Below are 19,715 nucleotides of genomic sequence, written 5' to 3'. Positions count from 1 at the left end.
CTATACCCCAAGGTCAAGAGGCCTAGATATTCTTCAGATGTGCGCTATGGTCAGTTCACCATGCCTGACCGCAGAGCCACCCGCACCAAGGGCGCCGACCGCAAACGACAGCTCGTCGATGCCGCGGCGTCGCTCTTCGTCCACCGCGGGTATCCGCAGGTCTCGGTCGCCGACATCGCCCGCGCGGCCGGGGTCACCGCACCGACGGTGTACAGGCATTTCGACGACAAGCAATCGCTGCTCGCCGCCGCCGTGATGTCGGGGGTCGACCACCTCGAGGCCTGCACCGAGCGGGCGCTTCGCGGGGGCGACGACGCCCAGGCACTCATCGAAGACGTGTGCGCGCTCGCCGTCCAGCGTCCGCAGACGGCGTCGTTGTGGCGATGGACGAGCAACTATCTGACCGTCGAGCAGAACAAGCAGGTCGCGCTCCGGACCCGCGAGGTCATCGGGAAGTGGGCGTCGGCACTGCTCACCGAGCGCCCCGACCTCACCGAGCGCGAGGCCGTGCAGTTGGCCTGGGCGATCCTGAGCGTCAGCGGCAGCCTCACCGTCCACCGCACCCGGATGTCGAGCACCCGGGCCCGCGACGAGATCGAGAAGTTGATCCGCCGCCTGCTCACCCTGACCCCGTCGGCCGCACCGCCGATCGACGCCCCGCCGGTCATCAGCGGTATGTCGAGGACCCGGCGCGACGAGATCCTCGACGCCGCCGCGTCGCTGTGGGCCGAACGAGGGTACTCCGAGGTCGGGATCGACGAGATCGGTCGCGCGGTCGGCATCGCCGGCCCCAGCGTGTACAAGCATTTTCCGTCGAAGATGGCGATACTCGTGGCCATCGGACATCGCAGCGGAGCCCGCCTGGAGGCCGGCCTGATGGCCGCCCACTCGAGGTCCGAGGACCCGGCGAAGATTCTTGCCGCACTGGTCGATTCGTACGTCACCGTCATCACCAGCACGCCGGACCTGTCGGTGAGCTTCAACAACTCGTCGGTGCTCGCGGGCCAGGCGAGCGCCGCCGACCTGCTCGACATCCAGCGCCGGTACGTCGCCCGATGGATCGACCTGCTCATCCAGGTCGATGCCGACCTCAAGCGCGATCAGGGCGCGGTCGCGGTCCACGCGGCCCTGTCGATCGTCAACGACGCGGTCCGCATGCGACGCGGCATCCAGAGTCCCGAGTTCGCCGCACGGATGGCCTACTTCATGAAGGGCATCCTCGCGGTCTGACATCGCTTCCTCTCGCACCACCACGGCAGTTCGCAATTGAACTTACTTCAGTTCGACTTGTTTTGTCCAGATGCTTGACAGGGGCGACAACCTCGAACGAATATGAATTGAGTTCTGTTCAGTTACTGAGCGCATCCGTGCTCGGCAGAGGAGATCAGCGATGAGCATTCACCCCGGGACGGCCGAGACCCTGTCCGCCGCACCGCACGTCTCCCCGGACGCGGACCACCCGGCCGAGGCCGGTCGCCCCTGGTCCATCGACACCACGATCCCGCTGCTGCCCACCGAGGAGGAGAACGACCTCCGCGACGCGGTCCGTTCGCTGCTGTCGTCGGCGGGGGACATCGAGGAGGTGCGCCGGATCGTCGAAACGGAACCCGGCTACTCCCGCGGACTCTGGTCCGAACTGGCCTCGTCGATGGCGGTCACCACCATGGCGGTCCCCGAGTCCGACGGCGGCCTCGGATACGGACTGGCCTATCTCTGCACCGTCCTCGAGGAATGCGGCCGCGCACTCCGTCCGGAGCCCGTGCTGACCTCGGCCGCGGTGGGCGTCCCCGCACTCCTTCTCGGGGACGACGACCGGCTCGCCGACCTCCGCGCCGCAGCGCTCGAGGGCAGCGCCGTGGTCACCGCCACGCCCCTCTCCCCCGACACCGACCGTGTGACCGCCGCGGCGGGCTCGCCCGCAGAGTGGCGCCTGTCGGGCACGGCGACGCACGCACCGCACGGCCACATCGCCGACGTCGCCGTCGTGACGGCCACGACCGCGGACGGGCGCCGCCTGTTCGCCGTGCCCCTCTCCGAGGACGTCGTCACCCGGACCACCCCCGAATCCCTCGACCCCACACGCCCTCTCGCGACACTCCGATTCGACGCCGCGCCCGCGATCCCGCTGACCGACGAGGTCGGCACCGCCGCGGCCCTCGCCGAACTCGGGGCCCGCGCCACCATCGCCGTGGCCGCCGAGAACGTCGGCATCGCCTCCCGACTTCTGGAGATGACGCTCGAGTACACGACCTCGCGCAAGCAGTTCGGTCGTGCGATCGCTTCATACCAGGCGATCAAGCACCGGATCGCCGACATGCTCCTCGACGTCGAACGGGCCCGCTCGGCGGCCCGATATGCCGCCGGCCTGGTCGACGCGGGCGGAGACCGGGACGCCGTCGCCTTCGCCTCCTCCGTCGCGGGCGCGGTCTGCACCGAGTCGGCGATCCGGGTCTGCACCGAGACCATCCAGCTGCACGGTGGCATCGGGTTCACCTGGGAGCACCCTGCACACAGCTACTATCGGCGCGTGCTCGTCAACGAGGCGGGCTCCGGTGACGCCACCACACAGCGCGCGCGCATCGCCTCGTCGATTCTCGCCGGTGTGAACAAATCCGCATGACCTGAGTTCAAGTCATGCGACCATGGATAACGGCGAAACCGAGCAGGAGGGGATAGTCAATGCCAGTCGACTCGAAGGTTCGTGAGGACGGACCTCGATCCAAACGGTCGCGCATCCTGACCGTCGCCATCGAACAGTTCGGCAAGGTGGGCTACGAGCACACCAAGTGGGCCTCGGTCGCCGGCGAGGTGGGGATCGGCCAGACCGCGCTGTACCACTACTTCGAGTCGAAGGCGCACTGCCTGCTCACGATCATGCGCCTCGAACTCGCCGAGTCGGTCCGACGATTCGAGGCCGGCACCGCGGGCATCAGCGATCCGGAGGAGGCGCTGCGCGCGGCGATAGCAGCCTCGTTGCAGGCCGAGCCCATCGACGCGCTCCAGCGTCGAATCCTGCAGAACCACATGGACATCCTCAGCACCCCGCGGCAGTCGGAAAAGGAGGAGATCGAGCGTGTCCAGTCCCGCGAGCTGGTCGCGCAGATCGAGCACAACTGGACCGAGTTGCTGCAGCGCGGAATGGAATCAGGCGCTTTCGTTCCCGGCGACCCGGAGATGGCCGCACGGCTTGTGCTCGGCGCACTCGTGAGTGTCTGGCGATGGTACCGGCCCGACGGCCCGATCTCTCTCGAGGACCTGATCAAGACGGTCACCGAATCACTGGTCCGGATGGTCAAGGCCTGAGAGCCCCGACACCACATACACGAGAAAGCCTGAGCGGAAACCGATTCCGCTCAGGCTTTCTCGTCTGCTCGGCCTGCTCGTCTGCCCTGGCCACTCTGCATCCTCTTGCGCATCCGGGTCTCCGGCGCGTACAGCTTGGGCCCGCCCGGTTCGTCGTACCGGACGGGCCCGTTCCGTCATCGGCCAGATGTCAGACCGTGAACCTGCCGCCGTTGCTCAGGACCACCGCGCCGACGAGATTGGCCGCCCCCGGCGAGGCCAGGTACAGGATCGTGTCGGCCAGTTCCTCCGGGCTGGCGTAACCGCGGGCCGGCCCCGCCTCCATCGCCGCCCGGACGCGGGCCGGGGTCCGGGCCGCCATCCCCGTGTCGACCGGGCCCGGCGCCACCGTGTTGACCCGGATGCCGAACGGCAGAACCTCTTTCGCAACCGACTGGCTCACCGCGTGCACCGCCGCCTTGGACGCGGAGTAGTGCGGGTATCCGATGAGGGTGTCGAAGGCCGACGACGAGCCGACCGTCACGATGGCCCCGCCTCCCCGGCCCTTCATGGCGCGCACCGACTCCCGCAACACGTGGAAGGTGCCGTCGAGGTTCACCGACATCACCCGGCGCCACATCTCGTCGGTCAACCGCGAGGTGACGTCGACGGGCTCGCCCTGCTCCGCGGCCTCCAGCATCCAGGCCTTCGAGATGGGATCGTCGACACCTGCAGCGTGGACCACGACGTCGAGTCGGCCGTGTTCGGCGACGATCCCGGCGAAGGCATCGGCCACCGCCGCGGAGTCGGAGACGTCCAACTGCAGTGCCCGGGCACCCTCGACACCGGACGCGACCTTCTCGGCACCCTCTGCCGACACGTCGACGGTGTACACGACCTCGGCTCCGCGGCGAGCGAGTTCACGCACCGTCGCGGCCCCGATTCCCGATCCGCCGCCCGTGACGACCGCGATCTTGCCCTCGAACTGGGCCTCGTACATTTCTTCTCCTCTGTTCTCAGATCTCGGCACCGACGCGATAACCCTCGGCTATCGCGTGCCCGATGCGTCGTGGGGTCACGCAGTCACCGATCTGACTGATCGTGGTGTCGGACGGGTCGAACGTGAAGGTGGAGACGGGGATCCGGGGCTGATGCCAGACCACCAACGATTCGGGCAGCATCTCCGGCTCCCCACCGAAGACCGGGCGGCTCAGCAGCGTGCCGCCGGCCCCCGGCTCCAGCGTCCGCGCCACCTGCAGCGTGACCCCGGCGCCGGCGAGGCGTCGGAGCAGGGGCGGGATGCTCTCGGCCGGGATACGCGAACACAGGGAGGCGAGCGGCGTGATGAGCGTGACGCGCCAACCCTGTTGCGCGAGGGCCTCGGCCGCATTGTAGGCGGGCCAGAACCCGTCCCCGTCGTCGACGACGACCGCATCGCGCGTGTCGATCGAGGGAAGCTCGCCGAGGATCGTCTGGTCCACGGTCGCCGAGGCCTCCGGCGGCAACCATGCCGGCGGCGGCGCCGGCCGCGACCCGGTCGCCACGACGACATGGTCCGCGACGTTCGTGACCTCTCCGAAGTCGTCGTGCTCGATCGGCGCGGCGAGATTCACGTCGACCTTGAGACGCCGCATCTCGTGACCCAGGTAGTCGATGATGTCGATCAGGGTGCTGCGATGAGGCGCACGCGCGGCGGTTCGCACGGCTCCGCCTAGCTCGGGGGAGGCCTCGAACACGGTCACACGATGGCCTCGCTCGGCCGCGACGCGAGCGGCTTCGAGGCCCGCCGGCCCGCCGCCGATGACGTAGACCTCTTTGCTCTCCGGCGCCCGCACACCCAGGTTCGGGTGGCGTCCGCGGCCGACCTCGGCGTTGACCGCGCAGTGCAGATGCGGATCGAATGCCCGGCAGTCCTGGTTGATGCCCAGGCACCCGCGGATCTCCAACAACCGGCCCTCCGCCGACTTGTTCGGCAGCTCGGGATCGGCGATCAGCGCCCGCGCCATCCCGACGAGATCGGCCTGACCGCGCTTGATGATGTGCTCGGCGGTCGCCGCGTCGCGGATGCGCTGGCCGACCAGGACCGGTATGCCGGTCGCGGCGCGCACCCGCGCCGCGGACCCGACCGCCACCGCGTCCGGCTGGCTCGAATCCTTGACGTACGTCCCGCGCGTTCCGTGGGTGATGCTGAGGTAGTCGACCCCGAGGCCGGCGTAGCACTCGGCGATCCGGACGCAGTCGTCGATCGTCATGCCGCCGGGTATCTCCTCCTCGCCGCTCAGACGCACCCCGAGGAGCTTCCCGGCCGGCATCTGCGCACGCATGGCCTCCACGACCAACCGGCCGAATCGCATGCGGTTCTCGAAGCTGCCGCCGAAGGAATCCGTCCGGCGATTCGTGAGCGGTGACATGAACTGTGCGACGAGATACCCGTGCGCGGCGTGGATCTCAAGTCCGTCTGCGTCGGCGGCCATCAGGTTCCGCGCCGAGGTCGCCCAGCCCTCGACGATGTCCTCGATCTCCGCAACGGTGAGCTCGTGCGGCGGGTAGGCGTCCCGATAGGTCTTGATCGGTGACGGCGCCACCGGCGGCGAATCGGACTCGCCGCCGATGAACTCCCGTCCGAGGTGGACCAGTTGAACGATCAGGCGCGATCCGTGGCGATGCACGGCGGCGACCTTCTTCGCGGTGGCGGGTACGACCTCGTCTTGGTAGGCCTCCACGAGTTTGCGTGACCGGAGGGTCGTGGTCGGATGCACGACGGTCGCACCGCCGACGATCATCCCGACCCCTCCGGCGGCGAGTCGCTCGAAGTGATCGGTGTCGCCGGCGGTCGGCACGCCGTGCTCGACCAGGCTCGTACCGGCCGGGAGGGCCACGAGCCGGTTTCGAAGGGTGATCCCGCCGAGTTCCATCGGCGAGAACAACTCGGGGAAGGCGGTTCCGTCGGTCATCGGATCTCCTCTCAGGGCATCTGCGCGGAGGGCGGATCAGGACACGAACTTCTGATGCCACTCCTGCTGATACCGGTCGATCGACTCCGACGTGAGAGTGTCGACGTCGGGTAGCGGGATGTCCTGGGCCCGGGCCACCGCCCCGGGGATGTCCGGCAGTGCGGAGGCGTAGCCCTTGGACAATGCGATCTGTCCGTCACGCGTGACCAGGAAGTCGGCGAGCACCTGCGCCGCATTCGGATGCGGCGCCGAGGCCAGCACGTGCGAGTACCACGGCGTCCCCCAATAGGGTTGCGGCAGTTTCCAGCCCACCGGGGCACCGGATTCCTGCTCCCGCACCAGCGGCGGGACCATCGGCGTCGCCACGATCTCGCCGGAGTTGAGGGCCTGCGCGACGGCCAGCGCGCCGGGATAGATCCGGGGCCTCAACGCGGCCAGACGTTCGGTGAAGTCGTGCGCCCAGTTCTCGTCGAAGAACCGGTACTCGTCCACGACGGGGGCGAATCCTTGCGGATTGACCACCCCGATACGCCCGCGCAGGGATTCGTCGAGGAGGTCTCCCGGTCGGTCGAGACCGTCGGGCAGCGCGTGCGTGTTCCATCCGAGGGCGAAGGCGGCACCGCTGACGAGGAAGAACCGGTCGTCGATCACGCTGCGCGCCCGCTCGTAGGCCGGGGCGTCGAAGTCCGGTCCAACCGGTTCGACGGAGTACTCACCCGAGTCCGCTGCCCGCGTGATCCAGGCGAAGTCCGACGACATGTGGACGTCCGCGATCCCACGACCCGTGCGATTCTCTGCCTCCACACGCGGATTGATCTCGACATCGGTGCCGCGGGTGAACTCCAGGGTGATCCCCGGGTAGGCGGATTCGAACGCCGCCTTGAGCTTCTGGAGGTTGTCCGGGTGCTGCGTCGAATACAGGTGGACGCTGCCCTCCCGCTCGGCGGCCGCGACCACCTCGTCCCAATCGTCGGAGACGGTCACCGGCGAGGGCCGTTCGGCGCCGCAGGCCGCGGTGATGGTCAGGGCCGCCGTCGCGGCGGCCACCAGGGACAGTCGCCGCAACCGGCCGACCGCCCCTGGGAGCCGCGACCTCATCGCAGGATCTGCTCCAGTTCGGAGCGGTACTTCTGCGCACCCTGACCCGTGGTGACGTCGAGGTTCTGGTCGGCAACCTTCTGGGCGTCTGCGACCGATCCCTCGATGCCCGGCAGGACCGAGGCGTAACCGGGCGTGGTGGCCGCCTGGCCTGCCGGCGTCACCATGAAGTCCGCGAGTACCTGGGCGGCGTTGGGATGCGGCGACGAACCGAGCACCAGGCCGTACCACTTGGCACCCCAGACATGCGGTCCGGCGGTCCAGTCCACCGGGGCACCGGAGTTCTTGGCCTGCAACATCGGATCGGTCATCAGGCCGACACTCACCTCACCCGAGGCCACGGCCTGGCCGAGCGGCTGGTTGCTGGGGTAGATCCGGGGGTTCTGCGCCGCCAGCTTCTTGATGAAGTCCTCTCCGCCGTAGTACTTCTCGAGATGCGCGTAGTAGTCGAGGTAGGTCGGCGAGGTCGCCGGGTTGACGATGCCGATCTTGCCCTTCAGCGACGGATCGAGCAGATCGCGGGGATCCTTGATCCCGCCCGGAACCGCCTTGGTGTTCCAGCCCAGACCCAGGATGACGGCACCCTCGAGGAAGAACCGGTCGTCGACGATGCTCGTCGCACGGTTGTAGTCCGGGGCATCGAAGGCGGGCCCGACGACGGGGACGGCGACGTCGTTGTCCGCATTCGCCTTCATCCACGAGACGTCGGTGATGACAGCGACGTCGCCGATTCCCTTGCCGGAGCGCGATTCCGCATCGATCTTCGAGAGCAGGTCGGCGTCGACTCCGCGCACGACCTCCAGATCGATCTCGGGGTATTCCTTCTCGAACGCCTTCTCCAGGTCGGCAAGACGGGGCGCGGCCTGGGTGGAGTACAGGGTGACCTTGCCCTCCTTCTTGGCGGCCTCGACAACGTTCTCCCAGGGGCCGTCGACGGGGCCGGACGGCTCGGACCCTCCGCCGCACGCGGCGACCGTCAGGGCGAGGGTCGCCGCCGCGAGCGCGCCGACGAGTCTGCGAGTTCTCATGTGTTCCTCCGTTGATAAAAGGTGGTGGTCCGGCTCAGGCGCAGGTCCAGCCACCATCCACGTACAGCTCGGTGCCGGTGATGTAGCGGGCGTCGTCGCCGCCGAGGAAGGCGACCGCTGCCGCGACGTCCTCCGCGGTACCGAGCCGGCCCATCGGCGTGTTCGCGATCATCGCGGCGTGCCGCTCGGTTCCCTCGTAACGCTCCAGGAGCTGCTCGGTGCCGATGAAGCCCGGATGGATCGAGTTGACCCGGACACCGCGCTTGGCCCAGTACAGGGCGGCGTTCTTGGTCATGGTCCGGACCGCGCCCTTGGCGGCGGCATAGCTGAAGCTGTTCCCCAGTCCACCGACGGTTCCCAGGATCGAGCACAGGTTGACGATCGCCCCGCCCCCGGTGGACTCGATGTGTGCGCCGGCGTGTTTCATCCCGAGCCAGGTGCCGGTCTGGGACACATCGATCACGCGCTGGTAGCGGTCGAGGTCCTCGTCCACAACCGAGGCGAGGCTTCCGACCGCGCCGTTGTTGACCAACAGGTCCAGGGACGGAAAGCGCTCCGCGACAACGCCGACGACGCTCTTCCACCCGCCCTCCGACGCGATGTCGAGAGCGACCGCCAGATGCCTGTCGGGATCCGGCAACCCGTCCCGCAATTCCTCCAGCGGCGCGCCGGGGATGTCGGTCAGGACGACCGAGGCACCCTCGGCGGCCAGGCGGCGCACGATCTCGACGCCGATGCCGCCGGTGGCACCGGTCACCAGGGCGACTTTGCCCGTGAGCCGGTCCGCACCCACACTCATCTCGTACTCCTAGGGAAACGTGTCACAGATTGCTGAGGACGTTGCGCCCGCCGACCACCATCGCCGCGCCCACGCCGGCAGCGGTCACCGCGGTCATCAACAGGGCCATCGCGGCGACCTGCGGGTAGGACCCGTTCTGCCACATGTCGTAGAGCAGGGTGCCCATCACCTGGGTGGTGGACGCCCGCACCAGCAGTGACGCCGCGAACTCGTGGGTCAGCAGGATGAACATCAGGGCGACGGCGCTCAGGATCGCAGGACGCATGAGCGGCAACATGATCCGCAGGTTGGTGACCATGGGCGAGGCGCCGCTGGTCGCCGATGCCTCGAAGTAGGCATTGCCCAGCGAGAGCATCGCGGTCATCTGCATCCGCACCGCGAAGGGCAGCATCAGCACCACGTAGACGAGGACGATGACCGTGCGGGTGCCGTACAGGATGAGTGGCGGCTCGCTGTAGGTCAACAGGAAGCCCACACCGAAGATGACGGCCGGGATGCCCAGTGGCAGTGCGGTGATGAGGTCGCCGACCAGGCCGAGGACCTTGTGCCGGCGGCCGCGCACCAGGAGGTTCGCCATCGCGTAACCGATCGGGATGCAGATCGCGACGGCGCCCAGCGACGTGAGGACGCTGGTGACGATCGACTCCACCACCGCGGCGTTGGCAAAGAGCTCACGGAAGTTGTCCAGCGTGAACAGGCTCCATGTCAGCGAGCCCGACCAGTACGGCGTCAGCGACACGATCACCAGGCCCACCAGCGGGATGATCAGCGCGACCACCGCGTAGACGATGAGGGTCGCGCTGGCCCAGCGGGCGCGGCCGACGGTCGGCTTGAAGGCCTTGCCACCGTGGGTGACGAAGCGACTCTGGTTGCCCAGCAACAGCTTCTGCACCAGGACGATCGCGATGCCGAGGATCACCAGCGGCGAACCGGCGGCAGCAGCCGCGGCGAAGTCCGCCGGCGACTCCGACACCCGACGGTACATGTCGGTGGTCAGCACGTTGACGCCGTTGTTCTGGCCCAGCAGGAGGGGCCCGGTGAACTGCCCGAGACCCAGCAGGAAGGCGATACCGCCGCCGTAGATGAGCGACGGGCGCAGGAGCGGCAGCACGATCCGGAAGAAGACGCCGACGGTCGAGGAGCCGCTGGTCTGCGCCGCCTCGAGGTGCTCGGAGCTGATGTTCTCCATGCCCGCACTCACGAACAGGTAGACGAAGGACGTCAGGCCGAACCCGGTCAGGATGATGATCCACGGCACGGTGTAGACGTCGATCGGGCCGCTGTCGCTGCCACTCCACCACGGGAGCTTGCGGAGCAGCACATTGAGGTATCCGGGCCCCGGGGAGAGCAGGAACGCCCAGCCCACGATGTTGGCGACGGCCGGCATCACGATCGGCAGGATCGGGATCATCCGCAGGAAGCCCATGCCCGCGGGGAGCCGGCTGGCGGCGAACGCCAGGAGCGTGCCCAGCACCATGGCGATGACCAGTGAACCGACGGCGAGAGCGACCGTGGTCCAGATCGTCTCCGCGATGTCGAAGCGCCCGTACTCGCTTCGGTAGCCCTGGGCACCGTCCTCGAAGGCCAGTGCCTGGAGTCGCACCATCGGCAGCACGACCAGGTAGGCCAGGATCGCGAGGAGCGCGGTGTAACCGATTCGGGTACGCCATTGGGCAGGGATCGACAGCGACCTGGGGGCGGCGATCCCGGTGGCGGGAACCGTGGCCGTCATGATGCCAGCTGCGCCGGGGCGGGCGCGGTCTTGGCGACCTGCGAAACGGTGTCGATCGCCGCGTCGGGACGGTCGGGGTACACGCGAAGCGCCGACGGGTCGAAGCTCACCGTTACCTGGTCGCCGGGCGTGCTCTTCTTCAGCGTGTTCGCGTGCTCGGAGGCCGGGGCTCGGAGCAGGAGGGTGTCCTCACCGGTGCGCACGGTCACGTCGTAGTAGCGTCCGCCGTACTCGTAGTCGACCAGCTCGGCGTGGAGCACGACGTTGCCGGCCGGCGCATCTGCGGGAGAGGCGTGCAGCAGCAGGTCGTCGGGGCGCAGGCGGGCCGCCGCCTCGGTCCCGTCGTCGGGGACGCCGCGGACCACCGCGCGCGACAGATCGACCGCATCCCCCTTGGTGGTCTCCCAACCGCCGAACACGCGACGCAGTTCGATCCGGTTCGACATGCCGATGAACGCGGCGACGTACTCCGAGACCGGGTTCTCGAAGACATGTTCCGGCTCGTCGTACTGCTCGATCTTGCCGGCCTTCATGATGGCGATCCGGTCGCCGAGGGCGAACGCCTCCGACTGATCGTGCGTGACGAAGACGGCCGTGAACCCGAGCTGCTGATGCAGCTGGTGGATCTGGGAGCGAACCTGATCACGCAGGCGCGCATCGAGATTCGACAACGGCTCGTCGAAGAGAACCAGATCCGGACGTGAGACGAGGCCGCGCGCGACCGCGACGCGCTGCTGCTGGCCGCCGGACAACTGGGACGGGTAGCGATCCAGCAGTCCCTCGCAGTCGACCATCCGTGCGGCCTCCTCGATGGACCCGTCCTTGAGTGCGGCCTTCATCTTGCGGACCTTGAGCGGGTACGCGATGTTCTTGCGGACGGTCATGTGCGGCCACAGCGCGTAGGACTGGAACACCATGCCGATGTTGCGCCGGTGCGAGGGCACATTGACGCCGGTGTCGGCATCGAAGACCAACTCGTCCTTGAACGAGATCGACCCTCCCTGAGGGGTTTCCAGGCCGGCCAGACAACGCAGGGTGGTCGTCTTGCCGCAACCGCTGGGGCCGAGCAGGACGAGGAATTCGCCCTCTTCGATGGGCAGGTCCAGATCGTCGACGACGACATTGTCACCGTACTTCTTGACCAATCCGGACACTGAGAATCGAGATGTCACGTCAGTTCTCCGTGTTCTCTTCGGGGTTGTTCTTGGTGGGGGTGGTCACGCCCGCCCCGGTGCCGCCGTCGACCAGGAGGTCGACGCCGGTGATGTAGCTGCTGCGCGGTTCCGCGAGGAACACGATCACTTCGGCAACTTCTTCCGGGGCGCCCCGGCGCTGCATCGGGATGGTGCGGACGTACTTGGCGACATCGACGTGGTCGAAGTCCGGGACGGCGGTGATCTCGGTGTCGATGCTTCCGGGACACACATCGTTGACCCGAATACCCCTGTGCGCCAACTCTATCGCGGCCACTCTCGTCAGTGCGCGCACCCCGAACTTGGACGCTCCGTAGGCGCCGAGCTCGGCTGTCGCCACGACTCCGCGCAGCGACGAGATGTTGACCACCGCACCGCCGTCGACCATGCGCCGCGCGGCCGTGCGGACACCGAGGAAGGTTCCCACGAGGTTGAGGTCGACCATCCGCCGGAACCCCTCGAGCGAGGTGTCGGCGAGCGGGGCGCGGATGGCTGCGCCGGCCGAGTTGACCATCACCTGCAGCGGGTGGCCCTCGGCCTCCATCTCGTCGACGACCTTCTCCCAGGCCTGTTCGTCCCGGACGTCGAGGACCTTGAATCGTTCGGCGGCACCGTATTCCGCAGCGGCGGCCCGACCCCGCTCGACGTCGACATCGGTGGGGTACACGACGGCGCCCCGTGCGGCGAACGCGGCAGCGGTGGCGGCGCCGATGCCCTTGGCCGCGCCGGTGATCAGAACCGCGGCGCCCTCGAGATCGAGAATCCGGTTGTCCTGCGTCCCGCTCACTGGAAGTCCTCCGCCCAGCTCTGGGAGAACTCCCGCACCTTGTCCGGCGTGAGATCCGTGGTGTCCGGCGTCGCAACCTCCTGCGCACGGGCCACCGCGCCCGGGATGTCGGGGAGCACTGCGGCGTATCCGGGGTTGAGTGCGGTCTGGCCCGCGCGGGTGACCATGAAGTTCACCAGCACCTGTGCCGCATTCGGGTTCGGAGCGGCCGAGAGGGCACTGGTGTACCAGGGCGTGCCCCACGGCGACCTCGGCAGGGCCCATCCCACGGGAGCACCGGCGGCCTCCTCGGTCACAAGGGGCTGGACCGTGGGCGTCACCCAGATCTCCCCGGAGGTCAACGCCTGCGCCACACCGAGGGAGCTCGGGTACACACGCGGCGACAACGCCGCGATCTTCTTCCAGTAGTCCTCGCCGTAGGTCTTCGCGTAGTACCGGTACATGTCCACATACGACGCGATGCCGGTGGGATTGACGATGCCGATCTTGCCGCGATACGCGGGGTCGACGACGTCCTCCGGAGTCGAGAGTCCGGCCGGCACGGCATCGGCGTTCCATCCGAGGCTGTAGACCGCGGCGCTGGTGAGCGCGAACTCGTCGTCGATGACGCTCTTCTGGGGCTCGTACTCCGGGGCGTCGAGCGCGGGGCCCATGAGCGCGGTCGTGTAGGCGCCGGATTCCTCGGCCGCCTTCATCCACGCGGCGTCGGTCTGCATGAGGACGTCGGCGACACCCTTGCCGGTCCGGCTCTCGGCCTCGACCTTCGGGTTGATGTCGGCGTCGGTCCCACGGACGAATTCGAGTGTGATCTCCGGGTATTCGAACTCGAAAGCCTTCTTGAGCGCCTCGAGATTCGCCGGCTTCTGGCTGGAGTAGAGGGTCACCTTGCCCTCGCTCTTGGCAGCCGCGACCACGTCATCCCACGTACCTGCGACCGGGCCACCGGATGAGCCGGTGTCACCGCCGCACGCGGCGAGCATGGTCACGGAGGCAACCGCGGCCGAGATTGCGGCCAGCGCACGGGTCATACCTCTCATACGACATCTACCTTCCGTCTGGGGGTCCGGCGCGCCGATCGCGCGGGGTGTCCGCGGCCGCTCCGGAGAGCTCAGCGGTGGCCGGGGGAACGACCGAACTGAACTGATCTCAGTTCTGAAATTTAGCCGGGGTTCCTAGTGATGTCAATCACGAAATCGAGGCGACTTCAGTTTAGATTCCGGCGTCGATCCCGGCAGGTACAGGACCGGACGACCCGCTGAACGCGCATCGCCGTCACCCGCATATCCGCAGGTGACGGCGATGATTTCACAGATCAGGACCGTCGCGCGCCGACGACCGGGGAGACGATCAGTCGAAGGAGACCTCGGGCGTGCGGGCGATCAGCAAGCGACGCACGAGACCCTTCTCGTCGATCTGGGCGGTGGCGGTGAACGACGCCTCGAAGGCCCCGTCCCTCGTGGTGCGCCCGAGCACCATCTCGCAGCCGCCGGCGGTCACGCCGATGTCGATGTGGTGGACCAGGACGCTCTTCTCCCGCTGTTCGAGATAACCGACCAGCCCCGCGCGGTCACCGATGAACTCGGCCGACTGCCCGGCGCCCTTGGAGAACTGCACCGACATCACGAAGTCGTCGGAGATCATCCCGAGGACGCGATCCGGATCCTCGGAGTCCATGTACTCGAACCACTGGGCGAGGACGGGCGTGGCGGTGGCGGTGGTCGTCATCGATTGTCTCCTTCTACGAGTAGGGCGAAGTCCGGGCTGAAGCTGACCTGGTAGCGATCGACGAGGCCGTCGGCGCCGATGTGCATCGCCCCGACGAAGAAGCCCGTGGTGCGGACGTCCTCCTCGGTCACCGAGCCCTGCGCGAACTCGAGATCACGATCGGAAGCGAGTCGGGTGACGACGTGTTTCCGATTGACCGGCGGGCGATTTCGCAGATACTCGAGCATCTTGTCACGTCCGGATCCGCGGTTCTCCCCGGTCGGGAGGATCATCGCGAACTCGACGTCCGGCGCCAGCATCGCCACCGCCTCGTCGAGCTTCCCGGCGTCGATCGTCGCGTAGTACTTGTCGATCACAGTCATGATTTGAACCTAGTTCAGGATTCATGGCCCGTCGAGTATTGACTTCAGTTCAGGTGGCGGTTAGAACTGAAGTGAATCCAGTTCAACTCGAACACCTCGAAGGAGATTTCCCATGATCGACACCGACCACATCATCCTGGAGAAGGACGGCCCCGTCGCCCGCGTCTGGCTGAACCGCCCGCACAAGAAGAACGCGGTCACCCCGGAGCTGCTGCACCGTCTGGACGAGATCATCGTCGAGGTCGACAACGACCCCGATCTGCTCGTTCTGGTCCTGCGCGGCAAGGGAAATCAGTTCTGCTCGGGCTTCGACCTCGACATCCTGCTGAACGACTTCGTCGGCAGCACCACCGCCATGGACGTCGCCGTCCTGTCGGCCAAGGTCTGTGACCGCCTGTACTCGATGAACACCCCCTCGGTCGCCGTCCTCGAGGACTACGTCACCGCCGGCGGCTTCGAGCTGATGATCTCGTGCGACTTCGCGATCGCCGCCGACGACGCCAAGATCGGCGACTTCCACATCCGTCGCGCCCTCTTCGGCGGCGCCGGCCCGATCTACCGCCTGCCCCGCATGATCGGCATCCGCAAGACCAAGGAGCTCATGCTGACCGGCAAGCTGCTGTCCGGCAAGGAAGCCGCCGAGTGGGATCTGATCAACGCCTCGGCGCCGGCCGACCAGCTCGACCAGCTCGAGGCCGACTTCATCGCCCCGCTCATCGACAAGAGCCCGTTCACCATGAAGCTCACCAAGATGACGATCGACCGCGGCCTCGACGCCGACATCCAGTCGCTGATGGTCATGGAGCACCTGGCCGTGGGCAACGCCCTGCAGTCCGAGGACGCCAAGGAGGGTGTGAACGCCTTCCTGCAGAAGCGCGAGCCGAAGTGGGTCGGCCGCTGATCCACGGCCCACACATCCGCTGAGTGACCCTCGAGAAGAACTGAAAGGGGAGGAACATGACGGTCGACGACAGTCCCGTCCGTGACGACGTCGCGGAGGCCGCAGTGCTCCACGGATCGGAGTGCACGGTGTGCGGCACGATCGGCTTTCCCGCCGGCACGTACTGCACCCGCTGCGCAACTGCGACGGCCCGCCCGCGCGAGCTGAGCACGCACGGCGTCGTCTGGGCGTACACGGTGCAGCGCTTCGCACCCAAGTCGCCGCCGTATGTTCCTCCCCCCGAGGGTTTCTCACCATTCGCGATGGGTTACGTGGAGCTCCCCGAGGGCATCCGCATCGCAGGCATCCTCGAGGCCGACACCCTCGAGGGCCTGCAGGGTGCGCCGGCCACCCTCGTCGCGACGCAACCCGTCCCCCGATTCGTCGTGTTGCCCGAACCCACCTCCGATCAGGGAGACCGAGGATGAGCGAAGACGTATTCATCATCGGCGCCGGACTGTCGAAGTTCGGGCGCCAGAACGGGATCAGCGGACGGCAGATGGCGGTCACCGCCATCCACGCCGCGCTCGCCGACGCCGGAGTCACCTGGCCCGACGTCCAGGTGGCCTTCGGCGGCAGCGACGGCTCCGGACTCGCCGACACCCTCGTGGCCGAACTCGGTTTCACCGGAATCCCGTTCACCAACGTCAAGAACGGCTGCGCCACGGGCGGCAGCGCCCTCGTGTCCGCCGTCAACGCGGTCCGCGCGGGCGCTGCCGACATCGCGCTGGCCGTCGGCTTCGACAAGCACCCCCGCGGCGCCTTCGACCCGCTCCCCGCGGAATGGGGCCTGCCCGAGGGGTACGGCGAGGCCGGCCTCATGGTCACCACCCAGTTCTTCGGGTCCAAGATCTCGCGCTACATGAACATGTACGGGATCTCCCGCGACACGCTGGCCCAGGTCGCCGCCAAGGCCTACCGCAACGGGTCGCTCAACCCCAACGCCTGGCGGCGGGAGCCGATGCCGGCAGAGGTGATCCGCGACGCCGACATGGTCAACGACCCGCTGACCCGGTACATGTTCTGCTCTCCCGGCGAGGGCGGGGCCGCGATCGTGGTGGCGAGCGAGTCGGCCGTACGGCGACTCGGCGGCCGTCCGGTCTCCATCAAGGCGATCAGTCATCGCACCCGGCAGTTCGGCTCGTTCGAGGTCTTCGCCCCCGCGGTCCAGGGGACCGGGGAACCGGTGAGCGTCAGCACCGACGCCGCCCGCGCCGCCTTCGAGCAGGCCGGGATCGAACCGGCCGACGTCGACGTCGCACAGCTCCAGGACACCGAGAGCGGTGCGGAGATCATGCACATGGCCGAGTGCGGATTCTGCGAGCACGGCGAGCAGGAGCAGTGGATCGCCGAGGGGCGCACCGAGATCGACGGCACTCTCCCGGTCAACACCGACGGCGGATGCATCGCCAACGGCGAACCCATCGGCGCCTCCGGCCTGCGCCAGGTCCACGAGATCGTCACCCAGCTGCGCGGCGAGGCCGGCGATCGACAGGTCGACGGGTCGCCGAAGGTCGGATTCACCCATGTGTACGGTGCGCCCGGCATCAGCGCCTGCACCGTTCTCGCCGTCTGAACCCACCACTTCCACCGATCGGATCGAGATGACGACCACACTGCCGGATCTGGCGACCTTCACCGACGACGCGCACAACTGGCTCGCGAGCATGGCACCGCGGCGTACCGATGCCGTGTGGGGCGAGGGCAGCGACTCCGTCGCGGTCTTCGAGAACTGGACTCCCGAACAGGAGCGGGCCCACACCGACGCCATCTCCGCCTACGAGAAGACCAAGTTCGACGCGGGCTGGGGAGCACTCACCTGGCCGGAGGAATACGGCGGGCGCGATCTGCCGATGTCCTACGAACTCGCCTTCCGTGCCGCCGAGGAGTTCTACGAGGTCCCCAAGCGGACCGAGATGTTCTCGGTCACACAGCAACTCGTCGCCCCCACCATCGCCCAGTGGGGGACCCCGGAGCAGAAGGACCGCTTCGTCCGCGCGATGCTGCGCACCGACCTCATCGCCTGCCAGCTCTTCTCCGAGACCGAGGCCGGCTCCGACCTCGCCGCCGTGCGGACGCGGGCGGTGCGCACCGATGACGGCACCTGGCGCATCGACGGCCACAAGGTGTGGACCTCGGGCGCCCTCGTCGCCGACTTCGGCGTGGCCGTCTGCCGCACCGATCCCCAGGCCCCGAAACACAAGGGCCTCACCGTCTTCCTGGTCCCCATGGACGCCGAGGGGGTGACGGTCCGGCCGATCCGGCAGATGACCGGCGGCAGCTCCTTCAACGAGGTCTACCTCGAGGGCGTCGTCCTCGACGACTCGCTCCGGCTCGGGCCGGTCGGCCAGGGCTGGCCGGTGGCGCTGACCGTCCTGGCCGCGGAACGGCTCGACGGTGCCGGCCTGGGCCTGGCCAACGCCGACCAGGCACTGGAACTCGCACGTCACCTGGACCGTGAGCTGACCGATCTGGAGCGGGACAAGGTCGCCGACCTCGCCGCCCGCGCGGCGGTCCAGCGCATCGCGGGCATGCGGGTGGCCCAGGCCATGATCGGCGGGGTGGAACCGGGACCCGAGGCATCGATGGGCAAGCTGCTGGCCGTCGACACCATGGCGCGGACCAGCGAGCTCGTGCGCCTCCTGCTCGGTCGAGACCTCGTGGCGGACAACGGGAGCTGGGGAACCTACGCCTGGACCGAACACGTGCTGGGCGCCCCGGGCTACCGGATCGCCGGCGGCACCGACGAGATCCAGCACAACATCATCGCCGAGCGCGTCCTCGGCCTCCCGAAGGAGCCACGACTGTGACCCCCACCCTGCAGCAGCGCGTCACCGACCGTCTGCGGTCCTCACACGGCCTGACCGTCGACTCGTTCGACGTGCTTCCCGGCGGACACTCCGGCCTGACCTACCGGGTCGGCGCGCACGACGACTCCGGCTCCCGCAGCGAATGGGTCGTGAAAGCGGTTCCGGAGGGCCAGAAGTCGATCGGCCGGCACGACATGCTGCGTCAGGCGACGATCCTCACCGCACTGGCCGACACCGATGTCCCGGTCCCCCGGGTGCTCGAGGTCGACCGCGAGGAGCCCGGCTGGTTCGCCATGGAACTCGTCGCCGGCGAGTCCCTCGAACCGGTCCTCGACGACCCGGCGGTGGCCCCCGACCTCGCCGCCGCCCGTATGCTGCGGGCCGCCGAGATCCTCCCCCGCCTCCACGCGGTCGACCCGCACGCACTCCCCGGGGTCACCGGCGACGTCGCCGGACCGGTCCTGTCCCCCGCCGACGAACTCGCACGATGGGCCAGGACGCTGGGCGCGGTTCCGCCCGAACTCGTCGTCGGCGGGGCCGAACTCCTCGAGGCCCTCTCCGCCTCGGTGCCCGAGCCCATCGAGCCCTGTCTGGTCCACGGCGACTACCGACTGGGCAACATCATCTCCGACGGCGTCGAGCCGGTCGCCCTGATCGACTGGGAGATCTGGAGCATCGGCGACCCCCGCGTCGAACTCGGCTGGTTCCTGGTCTTCGCCGACGGCACCAACTTCCCGGGGGTCGGCCGCGAGGTCCCTTCCCTGCCGACCCCCGAACAGCTCGTCGACGCCTACACCGGCGGCGGTGTCGCCCTGCCTGATCTCACCTGGTTCGACGCGCTCGGCCGGCTGAAGATGGCCGCGATCATGGGCCACAACCTGCGGCGGCACCGCGAGGGACGGCATCACGATCCCGACCAGGAGAAGCTGCCCGCGACCATCGCCCGGCTGATCGAGACCGGCACCGACCTCATGGCGCGCATCTAGGCGCCGAGACACACCCACC

19 protein-coding genes are annotated in these 19,715 nt (G+C 68.1%); 8 read left to right on the top strand and 11 right to left on the bottom strand.

The window, feature by feature from the left end:
* Positions 1-60 precede the first annotated feature (60 nt).
* The 3 genes from E1P53_RS13870 (at position 61) to E1P53_RS13860 (ending at position 3,303) form a co-directional block, all read left to right on the top strand.
* Entirely contained in the window at positions 61-1,230 is a 1,170-nt protein-coding gene (locus E1P53_RS13870; protein WP_040527045.1) for a TetR/AcrR family transcriptional regulator, read from the top strand.
* A gap of 160 nt (positions 1,231-1,390) precedes the next feature.
* Positions 1,391-2,620, top strand: a complete 1,230-nt coding sequence (locus E1P53_RS13865) for an acyl-CoA dehydrogenase family protein (RefSeq protein ID WP_131734666.1) — start codon at positions 1,391-1,393, stop codon at positions 2,618-2,620.
* A gap of 59 nt (positions 2,621-2,679) precedes the next feature.
* Positions 2,680-3,303 carry a TetR/AcrR family transcriptional regulator gene (locus E1P53_RS13860; RefSeq protein ID WP_006901072.1) on the top strand — a complete coding sequence of 208 codons (624 nt, stop codon included), beginning with the start codon at positions 2,680-2,682 and terminating at the stop codon, positions 3,301-3,303.
* Between the two features lie 190 nt (positions 3,304-3,493).
* On the opposite strand, the gene E1P53_RS13855 is transcribed toward E1P53_RS13860, so the two are convergent.
* The 11 genes from E1P53_RS13855 to E1P53_RS13805 form a co-directional block, all read right to left on the bottom strand.
* Entirely contained in the window at positions 3,494-4,282 is a 789-nt protein-coding gene (locus E1P53_RS13855; RefSeq protein WP_131734665.1) for an SDR family NAD(P)-dependent oxidoreductase, read from the bottom strand.
* Between the two features lie 16 nt (positions 4,283-4,298).
* Positions 4,299-6,236 (bottom strand): oxidoreductase, encoded by a 1,938-nt coding sequence (locus E1P53_RS13850; RefSeq protein ID WP_131734664.1) that lies wholly within the window; start codon positions 6,234-6,236, stop codon positions 4,299-4,301.
* A gap of 36 nt (positions 6,237-6,272) precedes the next feature.
* Complete coding sequence (locus E1P53_RS13845; RefSeq protein ID WP_006901069.1) at positions 6,273-7,334, bottom strand: ABC transporter substrate-binding protein; 1,062 nt, start codon at positions 7,332-7,334, stop codon at positions 6,273-6,275.
* A complete protein-coding gene (locus E1P53_RS13840) occupies positions 7,331-8,362 on the bottom strand; it encodes an ABC transporter substrate-binding protein (protein ID WP_131734663.1) in 1,032 nt (343 codons plus the stop codon). The genes E1P53_RS13845 and E1P53_RS13840 overlap by 4 nt, the downstream gene beginning before the upstream one ends.
* A 34-nt stretch (positions 8,363-8,396) precedes the next feature.
* Positions 8,397-9,161, bottom strand: a complete 765-nt coding sequence (locus tag E1P53_RS13835; RefSeq protein ID WP_131734662.1) for an SDR family NAD(P)-dependent oxidoreductase — start codon at positions 9,159-9,161, stop codon at positions 8,397-8,399.
* Positions 9,162-9,183: 22 nt separating this feature from the next.
* Complete coding sequence (locus E1P53_RS13830; protein ID WP_181954851.1) at positions 9,184-10,893, bottom strand: ABC transporter permease; 1,710 nt, start codon at positions 10,891-10,893, stop codon at positions 9,184-9,186.
* Positions 10,890-12,065 carry an ABC transporter ATP-binding protein gene (locus tag E1P53_RS13825; RefSeq protein ID WP_131734661.1) on the bottom strand — a complete coding sequence of 392 codons (1,176 nt, stop codon included), beginning with the start codon at positions 12,063-12,065 and terminating at the stop codon, positions 10,890-10,892. Before E1P53_RS13825 ends, E1P53_RS13830 begins: the two co-directional genes overlap by 4 nt.
* A 1-nt stretch (position 12,066) precedes the next feature.
* Positions 12,067-12,873: an SDR family NAD(P)-dependent oxidoreductase gene (locus tag E1P53_RS13820; RefSeq protein ID WP_006901064.1), complete on the bottom strand. Its 807-nt coding sequence runs from the start codon at positions 12,871-12,873 to the stop codon at positions 12,067-12,069.
* On the bottom strand, positions 12,870-13,901 hold the full coding sequence (locus E1P53_RS13815) for an ABC transporter substrate-binding protein (RefSeq protein ID WP_006901063.1): 1,032 nt from the start codon (positions 13,899-13,901) through the stop codon (positions 12,870-12,872). Before E1P53_RS13815 ends, E1P53_RS13820 begins: the two co-directional genes overlap by 4 nt.
* A 319-nt stretch (positions 13,902-14,220) precedes the next feature.
* Positions 14,221-14,598: a hypothetical protein gene (locus E1P53_RS13810; RefSeq protein ID WP_131734660.1), complete on the bottom strand. Its 378-nt coding sequence runs from the start codon at positions 14,596-14,598 to the stop codon at positions 14,221-14,223.
* The gene (locus E1P53_RS13805; RefSeq protein WP_131734659.1) at positions 14,595-14,960 is read right to left on the bottom strand and encodes a nuclear transport factor 2 family protein; all 366 of its coding nucleotides are present in this window, start codon (positions 14,958-14,960) and stop codon (positions 14,595-14,597) included. The genes E1P53_RS13810 and E1P53_RS13805 overlap by 4 nt, the downstream gene beginning before the upstream one ends.
* 112 nt (positions 14,961-15,072) lie before the next feature.
* Here E1P53_RS13805 and E1P53_RS13800 point away from each other — a divergent pair, with 112 nt between their 5' ends.
* From E1P53_RS13800 to E1P53_RS13780, 5 genes are read left to right on the top strand one after another with little or no spacing between them, the layout of a single operon-like run.
* A complete protein-coding gene (locus E1P53_RS13800) occupies positions 15,073-15,861 on the top strand; it encodes an enoyl-CoA hydratase/isomerase family protein (protein ID WP_006901060.1) in 789 nt (262 codons plus the stop codon).
* Between the two features lie 56 nt (positions 15,862-15,917).
* The gene (locus E1P53_RS13795) at positions 15,918-16,328 is read left to right on the top strand and encodes a Zn-ribbon domain-containing OB-fold protein (protein ID WP_006901059.1); all 411 of its coding nucleotides are present in this window, start codon (positions 15,918-15,920) and stop codon (positions 16,326-16,328) included.
* Positions 16,325-17,476: a thiolase family protein gene (locus E1P53_RS13790; protein WP_131734658.1), complete on the top strand. Its 1,152-nt coding sequence runs from the start codon at positions 16,325-16,327 to the stop codon at positions 17,474-17,476. The genes E1P53_RS13795 and E1P53_RS13790 overlap by 4 nt, the downstream gene beginning before the upstream one ends.
* 28 nt (positions 17,477-17,504) lie before the next feature.
* Positions 17,505-18,710 (top strand): acyl-CoA dehydrogenase family protein, encoded by a 1,206-nt coding sequence (locus tag E1P53_RS13785; protein ID WP_006901057.1) that lies wholly within the window; start codon positions 17,505-17,507, stop codon positions 18,708-18,710.
* Positions 18,707-19,696, top strand: coding sequence for a phosphotransferase family protein (locus E1P53_RS13780; protein WP_006901056.1), 990 nt, complete (start codon positions 18,707-18,709; stop codon positions 19,694-19,696). The genes E1P53_RS13785 and E1P53_RS13780 overlap by 4 nt, the downstream gene beginning before the upstream one ends.
* Positions 19,697-19,715 lie beyond the last annotated feature (19 nt).

The sequence above is a fragment of the Gordonia paraffinivorans genome (genome assembly GCF_900683595.1).
Classification (GTDB): Bacteria; Actinomycetota; Actinomycetes; order Mycobacteriales; family Mycobacteriaceae; genus Gordonia; species Gordonia paraffinivorans.
The sequence above is the reverse complement of the archived record's forward strand: the minus strand, read 5'-3'. Positions and strand labels throughout refer to the sequence as shown.

Excerpts from the sequence above, each read along its gene's own strand:
- E1P53_RS13805 (WP_131734659.1), bottom strand. The coding sequence starts at position 14,960 with ATGACTGTGATCGACAAGTACTACGCGACGATCGACGCCGGGAAGCTC.
- E1P53_RS13850 (WP_131734664.1), bottom strand. The coding sequence starts at position 6,236 with ATGACCGACGGAACCGCCTTCCCCGAGTTGTTCTCGCCGATGGAACTC.
- E1P53_RS13810 (WP_131734660.1), bottom strand. The coding sequence starts at position 14,598 with ATGACGACCACCGCCACCGCCACGCCCGTCCTCGCCCAGTGGTTCGAG.
- E1P53_RS13815 (WP_006901063.1), bottom strand. The coding sequence starts at position 13,901 with ATGACCCGTGCGCTGGCCGCAATCTCGGCCGCGGTTGCCTCCGTGACC.
- E1P53_RS13870 (WP_040527045.1), top strand. The coding sequence starts at position 61 with ATGCCTGACCGCAGAGCCACCCGCACCAAGGGCGCCGACCGCAAACGA.
- E1P53_RS13830 (WP_181954851.1), bottom strand. The coding sequence starts at position 10,893 with ATGACGGCCACGGTTCCCGCCACCGGGATCGCCGCCCCCAGGTCGCTG.
- E1P53_RS13835 (WP_131734662.1), bottom strand. The coding sequence starts at position 9,161 with ATGAGTGTGGGTGCGGACCGGCTCACGGGCAAAGTCGCCCTGGTGACC.
- E1P53_RS13795 (WP_006901059.1), top strand. The coding sequence starts at position 15,918 with ATGACGGTCGACGACAGTCCCGTCCGTGACGACGTCGCGGAGGCCGCA.
- E1P53_RS13855 (WP_131734665.1), bottom strand. The coding sequence starts at position 4,282 with ATGTACGAGGCCCAGTTCGAGGGCAAGATCGCGGTCGTCACGGGCGGC.
- E1P53_RS13790 (WP_131734658.1), top strand. The coding sequence starts at position 16,325 with ATGAGCGAAGACGTATTCATCATCGGCGCCGGACTGTCGAAGTTCGGG.
- E1P53_RS13840 (WP_131734663.1), bottom strand. The coding sequence starts at position 8,362 with ATGAGAACTCGCAGACTCGTCGGCGCGCTCGCGGCGGCGACCCTCGCC.
- E1P53_RS13785 (WP_006901057.1), top strand. The coding sequence starts at position 17,505 with ATGACGACCACACTGCCGGATCTGGCGACCTTCACCGACGACGCGCAC.
- E1P53_RS13860 (WP_006901072.1), top strand. The coding sequence starts at position 2,680 with ATGCCAGTCGACTCGAAGGTTCGTGAGGACGGACCTCGATCCAAACGG.
- E1P53_RS13800 (WP_006901060.1), top strand. The coding sequence starts at position 15,073 with ATGATCGACACCGACCACATCATCCTGGAGAAGGACGGCCCCGTCGCC.
- E1P53_RS13865 (WP_131734666.1), top strand. The coding sequence starts at position 1,391 with ATGAGCATTCACCCCGGGACGGCCGAGACCCTGTCCGCCGCACCGCAC.
- E1P53_RS13845 (WP_006901069.1), bottom strand. The coding sequence starts at position 7,334 with ATGAGGTCGCGGCTCCCAGGGGCGGTCGGCCGGTTGCGGCGACTGTCC.